The organism is Yersinia mollaretii ATCC 43969 (genome assembly GCF_013282725.1).
GTDB lineage: Bacteria > Pseudomonadota > Gammaproteobacteria > Enterobacterales > Enterobacteriaceae > Yersinia > Yersinia mollaretii.
In genome coordinates this window covers 314285-330559 of sequence record NZ_CP054043.1, presented here as the reverse complement: position 1 = coordinate 330559, position 16275 = coordinate 314285, and the positions used below count along the sequence as shown (strand labels likewise).

Genomic DNA, 16275 nt, shown 5'->3' with positions numbered 1-16275 from the left:
AACGGTCTACGACCGATTTGTCATTCAGTTGCCGCCTTCCTGCAACTCGAATTATTTAGGCTATAAAAGAGGCTGAATAATGAAACATAAGCAGACATTAATCTTTACCTTCCTTTTTAGTGTATCTACCCGCGTAGATAGATCAATCTAATTATTAAATCTTTAGAGATTGTTCACAAAACTGTCATGTAACTGTGTGAGATTTGCACGAGATAGGTGTAAGCGTCAGATTAAAGTGTTTTTTTAACCTGTTCATCACTGGAAGAGATAGGTATTATTCCCGAGATTAGTAATGCAAATCATTTGTGTTAGCACTCAAGGATATCTACATTCCCACTTTTCAGGAGAGAAAATGCGATTACGTCTGGCTTTATGTTCGTCATTACTGGCAGCCACTGTGGCGATGACCGGTTGTGATGACTCTGCAACCACTCCAGAAGCATCAGCAAAAATCAGTATTGAACATGCTCAGGGGACTACTCAGGTTCCGATCAACCCGCAAAAAGTGATCATATTGAACCCTTCCGTGTTGGATACAGCCGATGCTCTGGGCATTAAAGTGGCGGGTGTCCCGCAGACCAGCGTGCATCTTCCCGCATTTTTATCCAAGTACAGTGGTTCCGAGTATCTGAACGCAGGCACACTGTTTGAACCTGACTATGAAGCACTGAGTCAGGCAAAACCTGACCTGATCATTGCCGGTGGCCGTGCTCAAGATGCTTATGACAAACTGAGTGCCATCGCGCCAACCATCTCACTGGATATCGATACCCAGCACTTTACTCAGAGCCTGACTCAGCGTACGGAGCAACTGGCCTCCATCTTTGGTAAAGAGGACGATGCGAAAGCGCTGCTAGGTAAATTTACCCAACAGATCAATGAGATCAAGCAAAAATCGGCTAACGCGGGTTCTGCTATGGTGATGATGGTCAGTGGCGGAAAAATGTCTGCCTACACCCCCGGCTCCCGTTTTGGCTTTGTCTTTGATGAGCTAGGCTTCAAACCTGCGGCGACCTTCACCGAGTCAGGCCGTCATGGCAATGTGGTGACCTCAGAATTCATTTTGAATGCCAACCCGGAGTGGCTGTTTGTGCTGGATCGCGACAACGCGATTGGCCGGACTGAAGGGCAATCGGCACAGCAAGTGCTCGATAACCCGCTGATTCATAAAACCAAAGCATGGCAAAAAAACCAGATTGTTTATCTTGATTCTGCCTCGCTCTATATTGCAGGCGGTGTGCAGAGCTATAAGCAACTGATGGATAAAATCAGTGCCGTACTGGATAAACAAGCCGCAGCGCAGTAATCACCACTGATGAAAAATCTTAGCTTTATCGTCGGCCTAGTTATCTTACTGGGCCTGATGATGTGCAGTCTGTTCATTGGTGCCGGGCATGTCACCTTCACGGATGTCTGGTCAGATCCCGATATGCGCGACATCTTTCTGCTCAGCCGAGTGCCGCGTACATTGGCTTTGGTTCTGGCCGGGAGTGCGATGAGTGTGGCTGGCCTGATTATGCAGATGCTGACGCAAAACCGTTTTGTTGAGCCATCCATTGCGGGCACCACCCAGTCGGCCAGCCTTGGCTTATTGTTGGTCATGGTCTTCAGCCCATCAGCCCCCGTGATCGTCAAGATGTTGGTCGCCACGCTATTTGCGATGGGCGGCACTGCGCTGTTTATGATGCTACTGGCGAGAATGAGAATGAAATCGGCTCTGATGGTGCCGCTGACTGGCATTATGCTGGGCGCGGTATTTAGCGCGGTCACCACTTTTCTGGCGATGGAGTTCGATCTCCTGCAATCGCTAGGCAGCTGGGAGTCCGGTGATTTCTCGGGTGTGTTGCAGGGCCGCTATGAGCTGCTGTGGATTGTGGGCGCGCTGACGCTGATCTCCTGCCTGATCGCCGACCGTTTTACTGTTGCAGGAATGGGGCGGGACTTCTCGGTCAATGTTGGTTTGAATTATCAACGCGTTATGATGATTGGGATGTCCATTATTGCTATCACCAGTGGCGTGGTAGTGGTGGTGATTGGCGTGCTTCCTTTCCTCGGCTTGATTGTTCCCAATATTGTCAGCATGGCGATGGGGGACAATCTACGCCGAACCATCCCTTGGGTGGCGCTGTGTGGGGGCGGGCTGGTGGTGCTGTGCGATATTATCGGTCGCTTAATTAGCTACCCATTTGAAATACCTGCCAGCGTTATTTTAGGGGCCATTGGCGCACTGGTTTTCCTGTTATTAATTGTTAGGACGAAACGCCATGCAGGCTAGTGAGTATGCTTCAAAAGAGAGCCGGCTTCAGGCAAATAACAGCACGCTAAGCACTCCGGCAAAAAGGTTAGTGTTACTGAGCATCCTTGCCCTGGTCGCTATCATCATTTTTATGACGATTAATCTGAAGGGCAATATTCAGTATATTCTGGTACATCGTGGCCTTATTTTAGCCACCATGCTGCTGGTCGCCTTTGCCGCAGGTATCGCCACCGTCTTATTCCAAACAGTGACCAATAACCGAATATTAACGCCGTCTGTCATGGGGCTTGAGGCGCTATTTATCCTCATTCAGACAATGTTGATATTCTTTATTGATGCCAATGGTTTCAGAGTGTTGGGCGTCACCGGTAAGTTTCTCTGCGAATCAGCATTGCTGCTGCTGTTCTCGGTATTTCTTTACCGCTGGTTGCTGAGCGGAGTGGGGATCAATCTGCATAAAGTGCTGCTGGTGGGATTGGTGTGCGGCACCTTATTCCGCAGTTTATCCAGCCTGATGCAGCGCCTGCTCTCACCGGGGGAGTTTGCCATCTTGCAGGGGAGGGTGTTTGCTACTTTTACCCGCGCTGCCCCGGAAATTATCGCCCTCTCCACTGGAATAATTGTGATCGTGGGTATTCTCGTTTGGCGTATGCGCTATTGCCTCGATATTATCGCGCTCGGCAGAAATACCGCGATTAATCTGGGCGTTGCTTACCAGAAAAAAATAACCGCGATTCTCCTGCTGGTCTCGCTATTAGTGGCTATCTCAACGGCACTGGTCGGGCCGCTGACCTTTTTGGGCTTGCTGATCGCGAATCTGGCTTATCCGATTGTGGGGTCATTCCGGCATCAATATTTGCTACCGGGCGTTTTCCTGTTGGGAACCATTACACTGGTCGGCGGCCAATTGATCCTCGAACGCCTGCTGAATATGTCGGGAACGCTATCGGTGGTGATTGAGTTTATTGGTGGCGCGCTATTTATTTATCTTTTAATAAAAAAGGCTCCCGTGTGATTGAAATTAATGACATAAATAAAAAATATCAGGACACATCGGTTCTCAATAATATCAATGAGAGTATTCCTTCGGGTGGGATTACCTCCATCATTGGACCCAATGGGGCTGGTAAGTCTACTTTATTGTCGATCATGAGCCGTTTGCTGACGCCAGATCTGGGGAGCGTGCGGTTTAATGGGTTGGATGTGGCGAAAACCTCTGGGGATAAGCTCGCGACCATCCTTTCCGTTTTGCGCCAAGAGAATCATTTCACCAGCCGCCTGACCGTGTCGGATTTAGTCGGGTTTGGGCGCTACCCCTATTCGAAAGGGCGGCTCAACGAGAGTGATCGCCAGCATATTGCTGCAGCCATGACATTCCTCAATCTGATGCCGCTTAAAGATCGTTATCTTGACGAGCTTTCGGGTGGGCAACGGCAACGGGCCTATGTGGCTATGGTGCTTTGTCAGGATACGAAATATATCCTGCTGGATGAGCCATTAAATAATTTAGATATGAAACATTGCGTGGCGATGATGAAACAGTTGCGGCGTGCTGCTGATGAGCTGCAAAAAACCATCATACTGGTTATCCATGATATCAATTTCGCTTCAGCTTATTCCGACCATATGATCGCCATGAAAAACGGTGAGGTGATATATCGGGGTGCACCGGAAGAGATAATGAAACCTGATATTCTGGAGGAGATTTTCGATATCAAAGTCAGCATAGAAAAAGTGCAAGACCAGCATATTGCGGTCTATTACCGCTGAGTACCTAATAGCTCAGTGAGTGAAGGATTTACCGCACCTAGATACCACTTGCCAACTCTCTGGCAAGTGGTATTTCGTACTCAAGCCTTTTTGCTCGATTTGTGGCGCTATATTGCGACGTACTATATTTTCACGAACTATATTGCGATGTACTCGCCAGTCCCTTCAGGCCACGGCGTCAACAGGTCATATCCTGATTCGGTCACGGCAATGGTGTGCTCCCATTGTGCCGAAAGGGAGCGGTCTTTGGTGACCACGGTCCAGCCATCACCCAAGACACTGGTCGCGGCTTTTCCGGCATTAATCATCGGCTCAATAGTAAAAATCATACCCGGTTTGAGGATCATGCCTGTTCCCGCGATCCCATAGTGCAGCACTTGTGGTGCGGTGTGATACTCCTGACCCACGCCGTGACCACAATACTCCCTCACCACAGAAAAGCCTGCGCCTTCAGCGACATGCTGAATGGCTGCACCAATATCGCCCAGTGTCGCCCCCGGACGCACCACCTTAATGCCCTCAACCATGGAGAGATAGGTGATATCGACCAGACGCTTAGCTCTGACGGATGGCTCACCGACAAAATACATTCTGCTGGTATCGCCATACCAACCATCCTTAATAATGGCCACGTCAATATTAACAATGTCGCCATTTTTGAGTTTTTTATCTGATGGAATGCCGTGGCAGACCACATGATTGACTGAGGTGCAAACGGTATGGGCATAACCGTGATAGCCAATATTTGCCGGAATGACCTTCAGTTCGTTAATAATGTAGTCGTGGCACAACCGATCAATTTCATCTGTCGTCACCCCCGCGAGTACATAGGGGGTGATGATTTCTAATACCTTAGCGGCGGCGTGACCTGCGGCGCGGGCCATTTCAATCTCAGCGGGTGAGTGGATTTTGACTGCGGTCATTGTGCTTCCTCTTCTTTTTTATTCAGAAGAGCTTCATTTTGAATCATTCTGGTGATGTCAGCTCCCCCTTGGAGTTCTGCCTGAACTAATGCTCGGGCAAGCTCATGATGAGTTAATTGGGGATAAAGTTCAGCCAGCATACCCATTTTAAGCCAGTGTTCTGCTTGCGAGTTTATTGAGCGGCTCATGGCATTGCTGGCGATGCGCAGATTTTCATGCATCAGATCGGAGATTTTTACGATACCCATAAAATGCCTATATGAAACATATATGGAACGTATATTGCCATAAGAGCGGGATAAAAAACAGCGAACCATAAGAATAAAATGTTATACGCCAGCTTATTACCCCCGCCGCCTGTGGTCTCCTATTGTTGCTCTAATAAGGCGTGCACTACCTCGGCAAAGTTATTCGCATAGGCTTGAGGAGTTGTGATCGCGATACCGGCATTGTGTATTTGATACTTTCCGTTGACGTAAAAAGTGGGGGTTCCTTTGACGCCAAAGGAGGCAATAGCGGCCTTTTGTCGTGCAATCGCCCCTTTAACCAGCAAGCTTTGTTGTGCTTGTTGATAGGTCGCGGCATCCATACCGGCTTTAGCAAAGACTTCCTGGATGTCGGCAACGTTTTTTAATTTTTGATTGTGCACGGCCTCGAACAGCGGTTTTTCCACGTCATGGGTTTTATCCATGACCATGGCAATAGCCCAAGCCTCTGTCAGTTCATTTCCCAGTGGCCCCATCATGCTGACATGATATTTGGTGACGGTTTCACCCTTGGGTAAAATACGATTAATGGCGTCGGCGACCGGATAATTCTCAACAAATTGGTAGCAAGAGCTGCAATAAAAGGAAAAAAATTCAACCACTTTGGGCTGTGAGGCAACAGGATGTATTAACGTAATATACTCTTTTCCCTCTTGTGGAATAGATTGACGTTTTGCCTGTAATTCGGTTTCTGTGGAGGTTACCACGTTGGCCTGTATTGATGCGGGTAACACAAAGGTTAAGAGCAATCCTTGCATTAGCGTTTTATAAATACTCATTAGAGAGGCTTCCGTCACGGTGATATTGTCAATGGGTCATGCAGCTGCTTATGTTGGTGTGCGATTTTCTAACATCGATGGCATAGAGTGGGAGAGTATCCAATAGTATAAATCGGTTGTCTTATTAAGCTGTAATCTTTTCATTGCCGATCTTTTATGGCTACTGACAGTTTTTTCATGAATTTGTAAGTTATCGGCAATCTTACTTGGGCAGATGCCTTCTGAAACATAATTAATAATCTGCTTCTGTCGACGAGTGAGAATATCTAAGTGGCTAATATCACGTTGTTTCTCAGGCTCTTTTTTGTTGCCCTTAATGACTGAAGCCATTAGCGCCTGATCAACGAGGGCTAATAAAGTCTCCAGACTCTGATTGCGATAGAATACCCATGGTGTTTGATGTTTGACTGAATTTATTTCCTGCTGTGACAGTACCATGATCAATTGTGATTTATTATTGCCTTCGCTCTGCAACCCCACAGGCACCAAATTCGTTGGGTCACTGGGTGCCCAAAATATCAGGTTTGCGGCTTGGTGTGATAATTGCTGAGACATAAATGCTACAGACATACCTTTAGCAAGGCAGTGTTTTTTTATCGCGTCTTTTAGCCCTTCGACAAAAAAATTATTTTGGTCAACAATCGATATTCTTAATTTACGAGTCATAATCCAGCCGTTTTTTTGGATAAATAAAATCAGTAAAATTTCGGGTCGTTTGGAATTAATATTCTCATTCCAGACTTAACTTGTGATGGGTTATTTAATTTTGTGCTTAATAGAGAGTGTGAGTGTGTTTTTTTTCAGTATAGGGGATGCTTGTTCAAACTGTGATTTGGTATTTAAATGATATTTCATTTTATATTATCCTCAGGTATGAAAAAGGAGCCATAGGCGAAATAGTTTCTCTATCGGGAGGGAGTATTATTTTTATCAGTATGAGGTTCTCTCCATCTGATTTTATTTGATGTGGTTCATCCCGTGTTTTTTGATGGAGTCTATCTTAGCATCAAGGAATAAAAATAGGATGTATATAATTAGATTGCCCATGACGATAGATTTTTATTCTTATCATATGCTTTTTGTTAGATTTAAACTCTGTTAAATTGAATGGCGCTCTCTCGTGGTATACACTTAAGGGACAATTAAAATACACAATTATAGTGTGGGTAAAGTTAAGGGAGAGATTTTGTTAGAGGGTAGCTCTGCAGTGGAGCCAGAGTGAGGATGAGTGCTTAGGATTCTTTTGATAAGAAAAAATATAAAGCGACAGGGTTAATTCAGGGGAAAGACGATGGAGTACATCATTAATGGTAATGTTAAATATAACTCTTCAGACGGTACTTTATTCTGCCCTGATAACAACATAGATATGATTACCCTCACTCGCGTGACCAGTGAGTTGCTGTTGCTGCTGATAAAAAATAATGGTGCTCCACTGAGTCGGGATACCATTTTAAGTGAGCTATGGGAAAAAAGAGGGTTGACGGCCTCAAGTAATAACTTGAACAACTATGTTTCCATGCTAAGAAAAGCGCTAGCACAGTGTGGCTATACTAATTTGATTGTAACCATCCCCAAACACGGCTTTTTATTTGAAGCCGATATTACAGAGATGGGCGAAGATAATCATCTGACAAGAACAGACCCAAAAAGCGTGGAACTGACTCAACGCCATGAGGTGGATCCACCTCTCGCTTCGGCAATATCGGATCACCATAAAACGTCACTCTCTGGTTTTTTTAAAGGGCGAGTAGCAGTGTTGATTCTATTCTTTGCTGTTTTGACCCTGCTTTTCTCACCGAGTATTTATAATTACTTCAGATTACAATCACTCAGAACCCTGCTTTTTAACATCGATCAATGCCGAATTTATCTGATGGATGATACGACTCGCCGGTTGGACAGCAGCAACACGATTAGCACCATTAAGATGATTATCAATACTGGAAACTTGAAGTGTGATAGCCCGGCCAATGTTTACTATTTTGCAGATAAAAAAAAGGATTCATCGGGACATGTCATTATGACGGATATGCTCAGTTACTGCCCATATGACATTCACGTGCCTTGCGAAAATTACTATTTATCTAAACATGAAAACAAAGATGAAAATGAGCACTAAGTTATCTCTGGCCTTATTACTGGTCATGATGGTGGTTTTTTTAGCGTACCTTGGCTGGAAGAATCTACCGCTGCAAAGCGAGTTTGAATGTCGGGCGCGGATGCACGCTAAGCTGATTGCCAACGACTGTAACAAAAATAGTGTAGTGGATATATTTTTATCCATCCACAACAATGGGAAGGGGTATTTGCTAGCTTCAGGCACACATTCATGTCCAAAAACACAGGTAAAATCCATAGATGGCATTATTGATTTTACCTACCGCAAAGATGGCAATTATTACGCTATCCATATGAGTAAACGCAGCCCAGACATGCTTCTGCTCTTTAATGGGCTAAAAAGTGACGATATGAAAATGAAGGTGAGCAAAGTAAACAACAATGATTACATTATCTCTTCACCGATTGAGACCTTCATGATGTGTACCAAAGGTTGAGCCAGCAGGGTAGGGATAGCCGGATAGTGTCACCCATGCTTAATGATAATACCTTTTATCAAAACGAGTCTCGGTTGTAATTCACAAATAGCTAACGTGTAAAATAATAGTATGTTAGCGAAGTTGAGTTAACATGTAGAGGTGCCCAGTTAGAATTAATAACAACTTTTTCGCCAACTTTATACGCCAGAGAGTCTCTGGCGTATTTCATAACTCAGGAAAAATCCCAGTTAAAGATAACCAGATTACAGTGCCGACAGATGAATTTGTAAACCCCCTGATCACTATGGGGCTGATGATCTTTCATAAAGTGAGACCACTCCTATTCCCTCATTGCGTATCATTCATCCATTGTTCGTGGGCTTGTGCAACATCTTCAGTGGTGGTATCGCCACGACTAATCACTTTGACTTGAAATAGCTGCTTGGCTAAAAATTCAGCGATTAACGTAGCTAAACGGTGGTCATCCTCCACTAACAATATTTTAGTTACCTTCGACATCACGGCCCCAATTTAAAAATATAAACATAAATAGTTTATATCGAAATATTAGAAGCGACTTCTTTTTATTGGGAAAAGCGAAGTGGCTGTTACCACCTCGCTTATGCTACAGATGTGTTATTACTCGAGCTTTTATGGCGTAGGGGTGGCAGTTGCAGTATATGCAGCATTAAGGTTAAATATATTAATAACTTGCGACAGATTTTCAGCCTGATCTTGTAAGGATTGTGCCGCCGCAGCCGACTCTTCAACCAGCGCTGCATTCTGCTGGGTGACATTATCCATTTGGATGATCGCCTGATTGATTTGCTGAATACCCGAAGTCTGCTCTTGGTTTGCCTCGTTGATTTCCTCCATGATGTCAGAGACTTGCTTGATACTTTCAACTATCTCATTCATGGTGATGCCAGTTTGATCAACCAACCCGGTGCCGATATTGACTTGGTCGACCGAATCGCCAATCAACGTTTTGATCTCTTTAGCGGCACTGGCCGAGCGTTGCGCAAGGTTGCGCACTTCAGATGCGACCACCGCAAACCCGCGACCTTGCTCTCCTGCACGAGCCGCTTCTACCGCTGCGTTCAATGCCAAGATATTGGTCTGAAATGCAATGCTGTCAATAACACCAATAATATCGACGATCTTCTTAGAGGAAGAGTGGATAGAACCCATCGTATCGACGACCTGCGAAACCATTGAACCGCCTTTGATTGCCACTTCAGAAGCCGCCGTCGCCAAAATATTAGCTTGACGCGCATTATCAGCATTTTGCTTGACGGTACTGGTAAACTCTTCCATCGACGATGCAGTTTCTTCTAGCGAACTGGCTTGCTGTTCAGTGCGAGAGGATAAATCCTGATTGCCACTGGCTATCTGGCAAGAGGATGTGACCATCGTCTCTGTACCGGTACGAACTTCATTAACGATCTTGGCGAGGCTATCTCGCATGATTTTCATCGCAACCAGTAGGCTTGTCTGATCGTTTGGCTTGGTGTCCACTGACACCGATAAGTCACCAGCAGAAATTTTCCCTGCGATGTCAACGGCATAGCCGGGTTCGCCCCCCAATTGTTTGATCAAACTACGCGAGATTGCCAATAGGAATAACCCGACCAGTACTGTCGCAGCAATGAGAATAGCCGACATGCTCCACATCGCAGTTTGAATTTTGGTTTTTGCATCTGCTTCGTCAGTTTCAGTGAGCTTAGCGGCCTGTTCGACAAGTTTGTCGATGGCATGACGATGCACACCATAGTGTTTTTTCATCGCTTCAAGAGCAACTGCGGCGGCTAGATTATCACCACTCTCTAAAGCAGGAATGAATTGATCAAAAGCGATTTGATAGAATTCTTGGGCTGGCTTGCCCGTCGCTGCCAGTAGCTGCTCTTTCAACTCGTTAGAAAGGTTTGAATGGGTCCAAAATTCGCGGTGATTTTCGAACTCTTTTTTCTTGTATTTAAGGTTAGAAATCAATTCATTACGTTCATCAGCAGACGCGGAGGCTAGTTGAAGCGAGATAAGATAGGACTCAATAATATATTGAGGGGGAGGAAGTATGTCTGCAATCAGATTTTTATCTTGAATGATGTTTTGATAGACCGGGCCATTTACTTTGAGGTTATTCAGTACTTTAAACGACCAAGCTCCATAAGCTGCAAATCCAAGCACCATAATGGCAAGCAACGCCATAAATCGATGCGAGAGTTTTATATCCGCCAAATTCATAATTTTCCTTTGATAGTTTTTAAGTTAACTATATTTGCGGTAGCAAATATAAAAAAAACAGATAAATAGTATTTACCTCTTGAATTTATAGGAATTCATATTGTTATTTTTTGATAAAATTATCATATAAAACAGTATATTATCCTATTAAGCCTAATGAAACTGCATTGGGCAGAGAGGGAGAGCGGATGAATTGCAGAGTGACAACATAGACCGCATAAATGAACACAAAATATGCAGGATATCGGACCCTGTTGCAATAAGAGAGGATCGAGCAATATTGACGCTATTTATCGGGATTGTGGGGAGTATTATTAATACGGGAAATTCCAAATACACACATTATTTCATTTATACCATGGCTTAGTGTTTGCATTGATACGGCTATTGTGGAGTTGGCGTATATGGAATAAAGAGGAGTGGACAGCGGCCTCGCAGCAGACATCTTTGACAGTACGTCCGGCTTCGATAGACTTCAGAACGGCGATGATCTGGTGCTCAGTGAATCGGATTTTATGCATGGCGATATCCTCCGGGAACATATTCAGTATGTCGGAAGATCTCTAAAAGTACGTGGAACTAAAACAGGTGTGCTTACAATAGCAACTTTGGGCACTGATTCTTGCCATTAATGGATCGCTGATGACCAAAGTTGCTCGGTCATTAGAGGCAACAAGTGCGGCTTGGTAGTCATCTTCACTTTTAACTGCTGCAGTGATAGTGCATGTAATAAGTTTTCCCTATCGCCAAAAAGACTCATCCTTTGGGCGTGGATACCCTTTCCATATACTGCGAATTATATTTCGCCACTGACTGCTCTTGGCCCATAATTCAGCCTCATGTTGAAGTTCTTCATACATGTTCTCTGAAATTAAATGGTTACCCGCAGAAATACTGGCATTTTTTATCATCTCGATTCTTGACTTTCTCTGAGCATTTATTTTTTCCAGCAATGTAATGATAAATGGATAACTACTTGTATTTACGAAATATTGATGTTCAATGATGCTATCAATGAATATTTCGGATGAATAGTAAGCATCTTCAATCGCGGTTGTCGCACCTTGTCCTAGGGATGGTGGAAAGGCATGGGCGGCGTCACCAAGATAAAGAATAGGCAAAGCTTCCGTATTCGCACGTGCTGTTGGGGTAAATTTAATGGGAGTTGATTGAAATCTTGACCAGTGTATTTTCGCATATTCATTTTCCAATACACTCATGAGCCATTTACCTTGTTTGGTCAAATTTGATGACCCCCCTGCTGGCATGAAGAGTGCTTTTAAAAAATCAGAATTTTTCATTACTGGTGATATTTCAGTGTTATTACCGAGAGCAAAATTTCCGAACAGGTAAGTTGATCCTGCTGGATTTTTTTCATTAGCTTGACAATGAGATAAACCAACACGGCATAATGAATTAAATGGGGGCAAATCTTGGTAATGGGGATACTCTGTTTTGTCCGGGATATTGTAGATTAGTTTTAAATCTTCAACGATAGGTACAGATGTATTCGGTACTAATAAACGGAAATTAGAAATATTATGATAGGTTGTAGTGTCTGAATCTTTTAAATTAAACTGCCCCTCGGTGTCTCTTACCGTCGAATAACAGCCATCTGCAGCAACTAATAGGTCAAACTCACCAAAATCTTCATCGGCGTAGGTGCTATTTTCATGAAAGAAAAGTGATATTTTATGTGTGGTAGGGTTATATTTGTAAGACGCCAACTGCATGCCATAGACAATTCTAGACTCATCTAAGAGGCTGCGTAATAATTTATTGGCGCTATCCCACCTGACTGTTGCGCCATAGTCATCAGCCAATCCGTTATCTATAATATCTTTAATTTCACAAAGATTTTCATGATTAATGTTTATAGAATCAATCTCTATCGAAATGCGCGGAGTTGCTATTTCCCGTAGTTGGTGATAAAGCGCGTTATCGTAGTGTTTGATGGTTGACATACCATTTGGATTAATGAATATGGCTGCCCCTTTTTCTGGTTGAGTCCAATGTGGAAATGCACTGGAATGAGCATTTTTCTCAAAAATAATGACTTCTGGATTTTTTAAATAGCGTTCAAGTTGTCTGGTGAAAAGTGAACCACTAAAGCTTGAGCCAATTACGGCAATTCTTAGGTTTTTTTTCATTGTGTATTTTTGTATTAGTAATCCATTAAACAAAACGGAAGGTTTTATTTTCGCGCATTAGTCTGTGCCAGCTTTATAATATATGGCTGGCACAGTTTTATTTTCTACATCTAGGTGGTTTACAGCTTATCAACCGACGAACAGTGTTCGTGCTTCTTGTTTTAAAGACAGATCTTTTGCAAAGAAATCTTCAACTTTCTGTAATTCTTCTTTAGAAATACCGAGTAGAGAACTAACTTTTCTGACGGCGTTAACTTCCTCAGTGCTATATGTACCATCTGCCGCGCAGACTTGCATTGCACTGTACAGCAATGCAAGAACGTCCGATTTTTTTGCATTCGGATTTAGTTTAATAAAGTCAACCACTTCCGTAGAGAGATCGATAGTGGCTTCATTTTCAATTAATGTCATAACCATTTCTTCAGTGCAACCACGAGCAAATGCTGCACCGATAAAATAATCCATTTCCCCAGGAGAGATCTCGCCATCAGCTTTAGCACAAGCAAGCAGAAGACGCAGGTAATGTAATTTTTGTTGCGTGTTTATTTTTTTATCAACGCCGTAGGTTTGATAGAAAAACCAGCTAGCGAGGGTGGCATCACGGTCAAATTTTTTCATTGTATATTCCTTGTTATTTAAATTCGGATTTTCTGGTACACAGGTATCACCGATTTATAGCTTCACTGAGGAGGCTACAAAAGGTTAACTAATATTTAACGTATATTTTTCATAAGCACAATCGTTGACCTTTTTATGGTGTTACCCCAAAAAAAAGGCAGTTCTACAGAGGAAAGACAGTGCTGATGCATAGGTTAGGGCATCAATTCGATACGATTAACTTATTTTTTCCACTTATTAATCCAATAAATAATAAAAATAATTACAAATATAAATATTATGAAATATTTATCATGTCTTATATTAAAGTGAACTTTAAGGTTTTAGGGGTTTTTATTTTCAATTAATGGATTTGGATTATAAGTTAAGTGGAAATTACCTACAGTATTGCGATGCCTAAAAATTAGGGGCGGTTGCGACCTTTCCAGCTAAATATACCTTAGCCTACTGGTATCGTTTTATTTCTCATTATTAGTTTAAGAAAATCTAACCAGTTGCCTGGTCAGATTTACCGCTTTTGTACTAGAAAAGGGCACTGACACCGATGTTATATCGAAGCTGTTCGCCACTGCTCAGATTACCGGTTTGAGAGATGGAGGCAAATGCAGTTAATCGGTCGGTCAATGGTAGGCTGGCTCCGAGAGTAATATCCAGCCAGTTGTTATCCTGTTTGGCGGTGTTACGCACAAATTGGGTTTGAGTAGATTTCAACCCGCCACCTGCTCGGTAGACATCATCACCAAATTGGTGCTGATAGAGCACTTCGGCGTAAGGGGCGAATTGGCTAAATTGTCCATCCAATCGCCAGCCGAGTGCACCAATCTGTGAATGGTAGGTTTGATCGTTGAAATGCATTGCAGTGCTGCTGCTACCTTGCTCGCTGTAACCCGACACATTACTGTAGTCGAGAGAGAATTGTGTTATCGGCCCGGTTGTCAGATAGGGAGTGATCGGAATGTCATAACCTACGGTCAGTCTTGCTCCCCATTGTTTACCATCGGTATTACCGTTCTCAGTACGGGTCATTGGCCCTAGTTGCATACTGCGTTGGATGTCATCGTAATTCATAGTTGCGTAGTGTAAATCAGCATTTATCCAGCCGTGGTCAACTATATTCAAGGCGGTAAATGCTGAGAACAAGAGACCTCGTGCTTTGTAATCATAGCGGGTGGAAGGTTGTTGATTGTCATTCGAACCCGATATCAGCGCTCCAATAAGCCAGCGACTAGTCAGTTGATAGTCAACACCCACACTCAGATTATGTGTGGTGGCATTGCCATTTCCAGCTGTCAAATTGGCTGAATAGTCGTAATGCTGCCCAGCATAACCGCCAAAGATTCCTAGGGTATTCTGCGGATTTTTGCCGATGCGTAATTGTTGGAAGCGGCTATCAAGCGTGGCGCGGCTGTCTCGGGCTATTGCTGCCGTAGCTTGGGTCAGGGCGACAGCTTGTGTTGGCCCATCAAGTACTGCCTGCATATAATCGGCAACCAGCAAATGGGCTTGTGGACTTGGGTGAAAATTATCGGCAAACAGATACGATTGGCTGTGATCAAAACCGGTTTGCGTAGCGCTACAAACTGCTGACGATACACCCGGTGGGCAGGGCATCCCTACCGTATTGGTAAAACCAAATTGGCGTGGGTTGGCGATAACTTCGGCAAATAATTTGTTCACATCAACTCTTACAATATTGCCACCACTTTGTGCTAACAGGTGATCTTCGCTGCTATTGAAAAAGTTGGTAAGTTGCTCGGCCTGTGTGCTTAATTTGTCGTAGGCGTCGATAAGCTGAGCTGCGATCGCTTGCTGGACTGGTGGGATAATGCTTGCTTGCCCAGCAGCAGCGGTAAGTGCCTGATGAATAGCCTGCTGATGGCTGGTATTGTCTGGAGTGGCAAGGGAATTTAGCGTGGCATAGGCCGCTTGCACTGCGGCATTTTGCACAGAGGTCAATCCTTGCTGGATAACTAACTCCATTAACATTGGCGTAGAACCGATATTGGGGACCGTCGGCACTATCACCGTGCCAGCACCCGCGTTTAGCAATGAATGTACCTGCATAGCGGCAGCCGCAGCACTGGTATAAGCCACTGTTTGTGACGCGGCTGGGTTTAATGTTGCAGCTGCAGCGAGATCATTACCGCCGATCCAGTGGATATACAGGCCGTTGCTATCTGCTTTACCATTGACTTGGTTCAGATAATTTTGCACTTGATCTTGAGTGTTGTTAGTGGCATTCAGTGCCGGAGTAGCTACGGCACCACTAGTAGCATAATTGAAGCCGCCGATATTGGATGGGATCAGGTTGGCGCCTATATGTTGTGCTAACACTTCGTCATACAGAAGGTGGGTACTGCTATCGTAGGTGAATTTTCCATTATTACCGGTATCGCTCAGACTATCGCCAAATACATAAAGTTGGCCATACGCGAATGACGAAGGGGTGATACAGAACGATAAAGTGGCAGCGAGTGCAGCCATTCGGGCAGTATACAATATTCTTGAAGACATGAATCAACTCCATTGAATTTGAAAGTAAAAATGAATAATTTTACGTAGTTATTTATACGATGGTCATTGCAAGTGAATATTGGTAATTTCCGTTTCTACATCAAAATATGCGTTTTTGGGTTGCCTATTTAATATTAGCAGGTTGAAAATACTATTCAAAAATAGTTGCCACACCATAAGTTGTGATGTTTTATAATGTTCTATTTGTTAATGG

At 43.8% G+C, this 16275-nt stretch carries 15 protein-coding genes and 1 pseudogene; 6 read left to right on the top strand and 10 right to left on the bottom strand.

Annotated elements, in window-relative coordinates:
- Positions 1-352: 352 nt before the first annotated feature.
- From HRD69_RS01490 to HRD69_RS01475, 4 genes are read left to right on the top strand one after another with little or no spacing between them, the layout of a single operon-like run.
- Positions 353-1306, top strand: coding sequence for a siderophore ABC transporter substrate-binding protein (locus HRD69_RS01490; protein WP_004876016.1), 954 nt, complete (start codon positions 353-355; stop codon positions 1304-1306).
- A gap of 9 nt (positions 1307-1315) precedes the next feature.
- A complete protein-coding gene (locus HRD69_RS01485) occupies positions 1316-2275 on the top strand; it encodes an ABC transporter permease (RefSeq protein WP_004876017.1) in 960 nt (319 codons plus the stop codon).
- Entirely contained in the window at positions 2265-3272 is a 1008-nt protein-coding gene (locus HRD69_RS01480; protein WP_032814998.1) for an iron chelate uptake ABC transporter family permease subunit, read from the top strand. Before HRD69_RS01485 ends, HRD69_RS01480 begins: the two co-directional genes overlap by 11 nt.
- Complete coding sequence (locus tag HRD69_RS01475; RefSeq protein WP_032814999.1) at positions 3269-4027, top strand: iron ABC transporter ATP-binding protein; 759 nt, start codon at positions 3269-3271, stop codon at positions 4025-4027. Before HRD69_RS01480 ends, HRD69_RS01475 begins: the two co-directional genes overlap by 4 nt.
- Positions 4028-4164: 137 nt before the next feature.
- Here the strand turns inward: HRD69_RS01475 and map are convergent, their stop codons facing one another.
- The 4 genes from map to HRD69_RS01455 all read right to left on the bottom strand — a co-directional run bounded on the left by map (position 4165) and on the right by HRD69_RS01455 (position 6661).
- Complete coding sequence (gene map / locus HRD69_RS01470; RefSeq protein ID WP_032815001.1) at positions 4165-4950, bottom strand: type I methionyl aminopeptidase; 786 nt, start codon at positions 4948-4950, stop codon at positions 4165-4167.
- Entirely contained in the window at positions 4947-5198 is a 252-nt protein-coding gene (locus HRD69_RS01465; protein WP_004876021.1) for a ParD-like family protein, read from the bottom strand. The genes map and HRD69_RS01465 overlap by 4 nt, the downstream gene beginning before the upstream one ends.
- A 119-nt stretch (positions 5199-5317) precedes the next feature.
- Complete coding sequence (locus HRD69_RS01460) at positions 5318-5995, bottom strand: DsbA family protein (protein WP_004876022.1); 678 nt, start codon at positions 5993-5995, stop codon at positions 5318-5320.
- A gap of 48 nt (positions 5996-6043) precedes the next feature.
- Positions 6044-6661 (bottom strand): response regulator transcription factor, encoded by a 618-nt coding sequence (locus HRD69_RS01455; protein WP_004876023.1) that lies wholly within the window; start codon positions 6659-6661, stop codon positions 6044-6046.
- Positions 6662-7286: 625 nt separating this feature from the next.
- Between HRD69_RS01455 and HRD69_RS01450 the strand changes: the two genes are divergently transcribed.
- Entirely contained in the window at positions 7287-8117 is an 831-nt protein-coding gene (locus tag HRD69_RS01450; RefSeq protein ID WP_004876024.1) for a winged helix-turn-helix domain-containing protein, read from the top strand.
- Positions 8107-8553 carry a hypothetical protein gene (locus HRD69_RS01445; protein WP_152412102.1) on the top strand — a complete coding sequence of 149 codons (447 nt, stop codon included), beginning with the start codon at positions 8107-8109 and terminating at the stop codon, positions 8551-8553. The genes HRD69_RS01450 and HRD69_RS01445 overlap by 11 nt, the downstream gene beginning before the upstream one ends.
- Positions 8554-8883: 330 nt before the next feature.
- Here the strand turns inward: HRD69_RS01445 and HRD69_RS01440 are convergent, their stop codons facing one another.
- The 6 genes and pseudogenes from HRD69_RS01440 to HRD69_RS01415 form a co-directional block, all read right to left on the bottom strand.
- On the bottom strand, positions 8884-9054 hold the full coding sequence (locus tag HRD69_RS01440) for a response regulator (RefSeq protein ID WP_153802292.1): 171 nt from the start codon (positions 9052-9054) through the stop codon (positions 8884-8886).
- 132 nt (positions 9055-9186) lie between these two features.
- Positions 9187-10779 (bottom strand): methyl-accepting chemotaxis protein, encoded by a 1593-nt coding sequence (locus tag HRD69_RS20720; RefSeq protein WP_004876027.1) that lies wholly within the window; start codon positions 10777-10779, stop codon positions 9187-9189.
- Positions 10780-11183: 404 nt separating this feature from the next.
- A pseudogene (locus HRD69_RS01430) lies at positions 11184-11300 on the bottom strand (transposase); the annotation flags it as partial.
- 219 nt (positions 11301-11519) lie between these two features.
- Positions 11520-12929: an FAD-dependent monooxygenase gene (locus HRD69_RS01425; RefSeq protein WP_004876029.1), complete on the bottom strand. Its 1410-nt coding sequence runs from the start codon at positions 12927-12929 to the stop codon at positions 11520-11522.
- A gap of 129 nt (positions 12930-13058) precedes the next feature.
- Positions 13059-13547 (bottom strand): TerB family tellurite resistance protein, encoded by a 489-nt coding sequence (locus HRD69_RS01420; protein WP_004876030.1) that lies wholly within the window; start codon positions 13545-13547, stop codon positions 13059-13061.
- A gap of 522 nt (positions 13548-14069) precedes the next feature.
- Entirely contained in the window at positions 14070-16031 is a 1962-nt protein-coding gene (locus HRD69_RS01415) for an autotransporter domain-containing esterase (protein WP_004876032.1), read from the bottom strand.
- Positions 16032-16275: the final 244 nt, after the last annotated feature.

What these genes read in the sequence shown, in the direction of transcription:
- HRD69_RS01490 (WP_004876016.1), top strand. Translation starts at nt 353, where the DNA reads ATGCGATTACGTCTGGCTTTATGTTCGTCATTACTGGCAGCCACTGTG.
- HRD69_RS01485 (WP_004876017.1), top strand. Translation starts at nt 1,316, where the DNA reads ATGAAAAATCTTAGCTTTATCGTCGGCCTAGTTATCTTACTGGGCCTG.
- HRD69_RS01480 (WP_032814998.1), top strand. Translation starts at nt 2,265, where the DNA reads ATGCAGGCTAGTGAGTATGCTTCAAAAGAGAGCCGGCTTCAGGCAAAT.
- map (WP_032815001.1), bottom strand. Translation starts at nt 4,950, where the DNA reads ATGACCGCAGTCAAAATCCACTCACCCGCTGAGATTGAAATGGCCCGC.
- HRD69_RS01465 (WP_004876021.1), bottom strand. Translation starts at nt 5,198, where the DNA reads ATGGGTATCGTAAAAATCTCCGATCTGATGCATGAAAATCTGCGCATC.
- HRD69_RS01460 (WP_004876022.1), bottom strand. Translation starts at nt 5,995, where the DNA reads ATGAGTATTTATAAAACGCTAATGCAAGGATTGCTCTTAACCTTTGTG.
- HRD69_RS01455 (WP_004876023.1), bottom strand. Translation starts at nt 6,661, where the DNA reads ATGACTCGTAAATTAAGAATATCGATTGTTGACCAAAATAATTTTTTT.
- HRD69_RS01450 (WP_004876024.1), top strand. Translation starts at nt 7,287, where the DNA reads ATGGAGTACATCATTAATGGTAATGTTAAATATAACTCTTCAGACGGT.
- HRD69_RS01445 (WP_152412102.1), top strand. Translation starts at nt 8,107, where the DNA reads ATGAGCACTAAGTTATCTCTGGCCTTATTACTGGTCATGATGGTGGTT.
- HRD69_RS01440 (WP_153802292.1), bottom strand. Translation starts at nt 9,054, where the DNA reads ATGTCGAAGGTAACTAAAATATTGTTAGTGGAGGATGACCACCGTTTA.
- HRD69_RS20720 (WP_004876027.1), bottom strand. Translation starts at nt 10,779, where the DNA reads ATGAATTTGGCGGATATAAAACTCTCGCATCGATTTATGGCGTTGCTT.
- HRD69_RS01425 (WP_004876029.1), bottom strand. Translation starts at nt 12,929, where the DNA reads ATGAAAAAAAACCTAAGAATTGCCGTAATTGGCTCAAGCTTTAGTGGT.
- HRD69_RS01420 (WP_004876030.1), bottom strand. Translation starts at nt 13,547, where the DNA reads ATGAAAAAATTTGACCGTGATGCCACCCTCGCTAGCTGGTTTTTCTAT.
- HRD69_RS01415 (WP_004876032.1), bottom strand. Translation starts at nt 16,031, where the DNA reads ATGGCTGCACTCGCTGCCACTTTATCGTTCTGTATCACCCCTTCGTCA.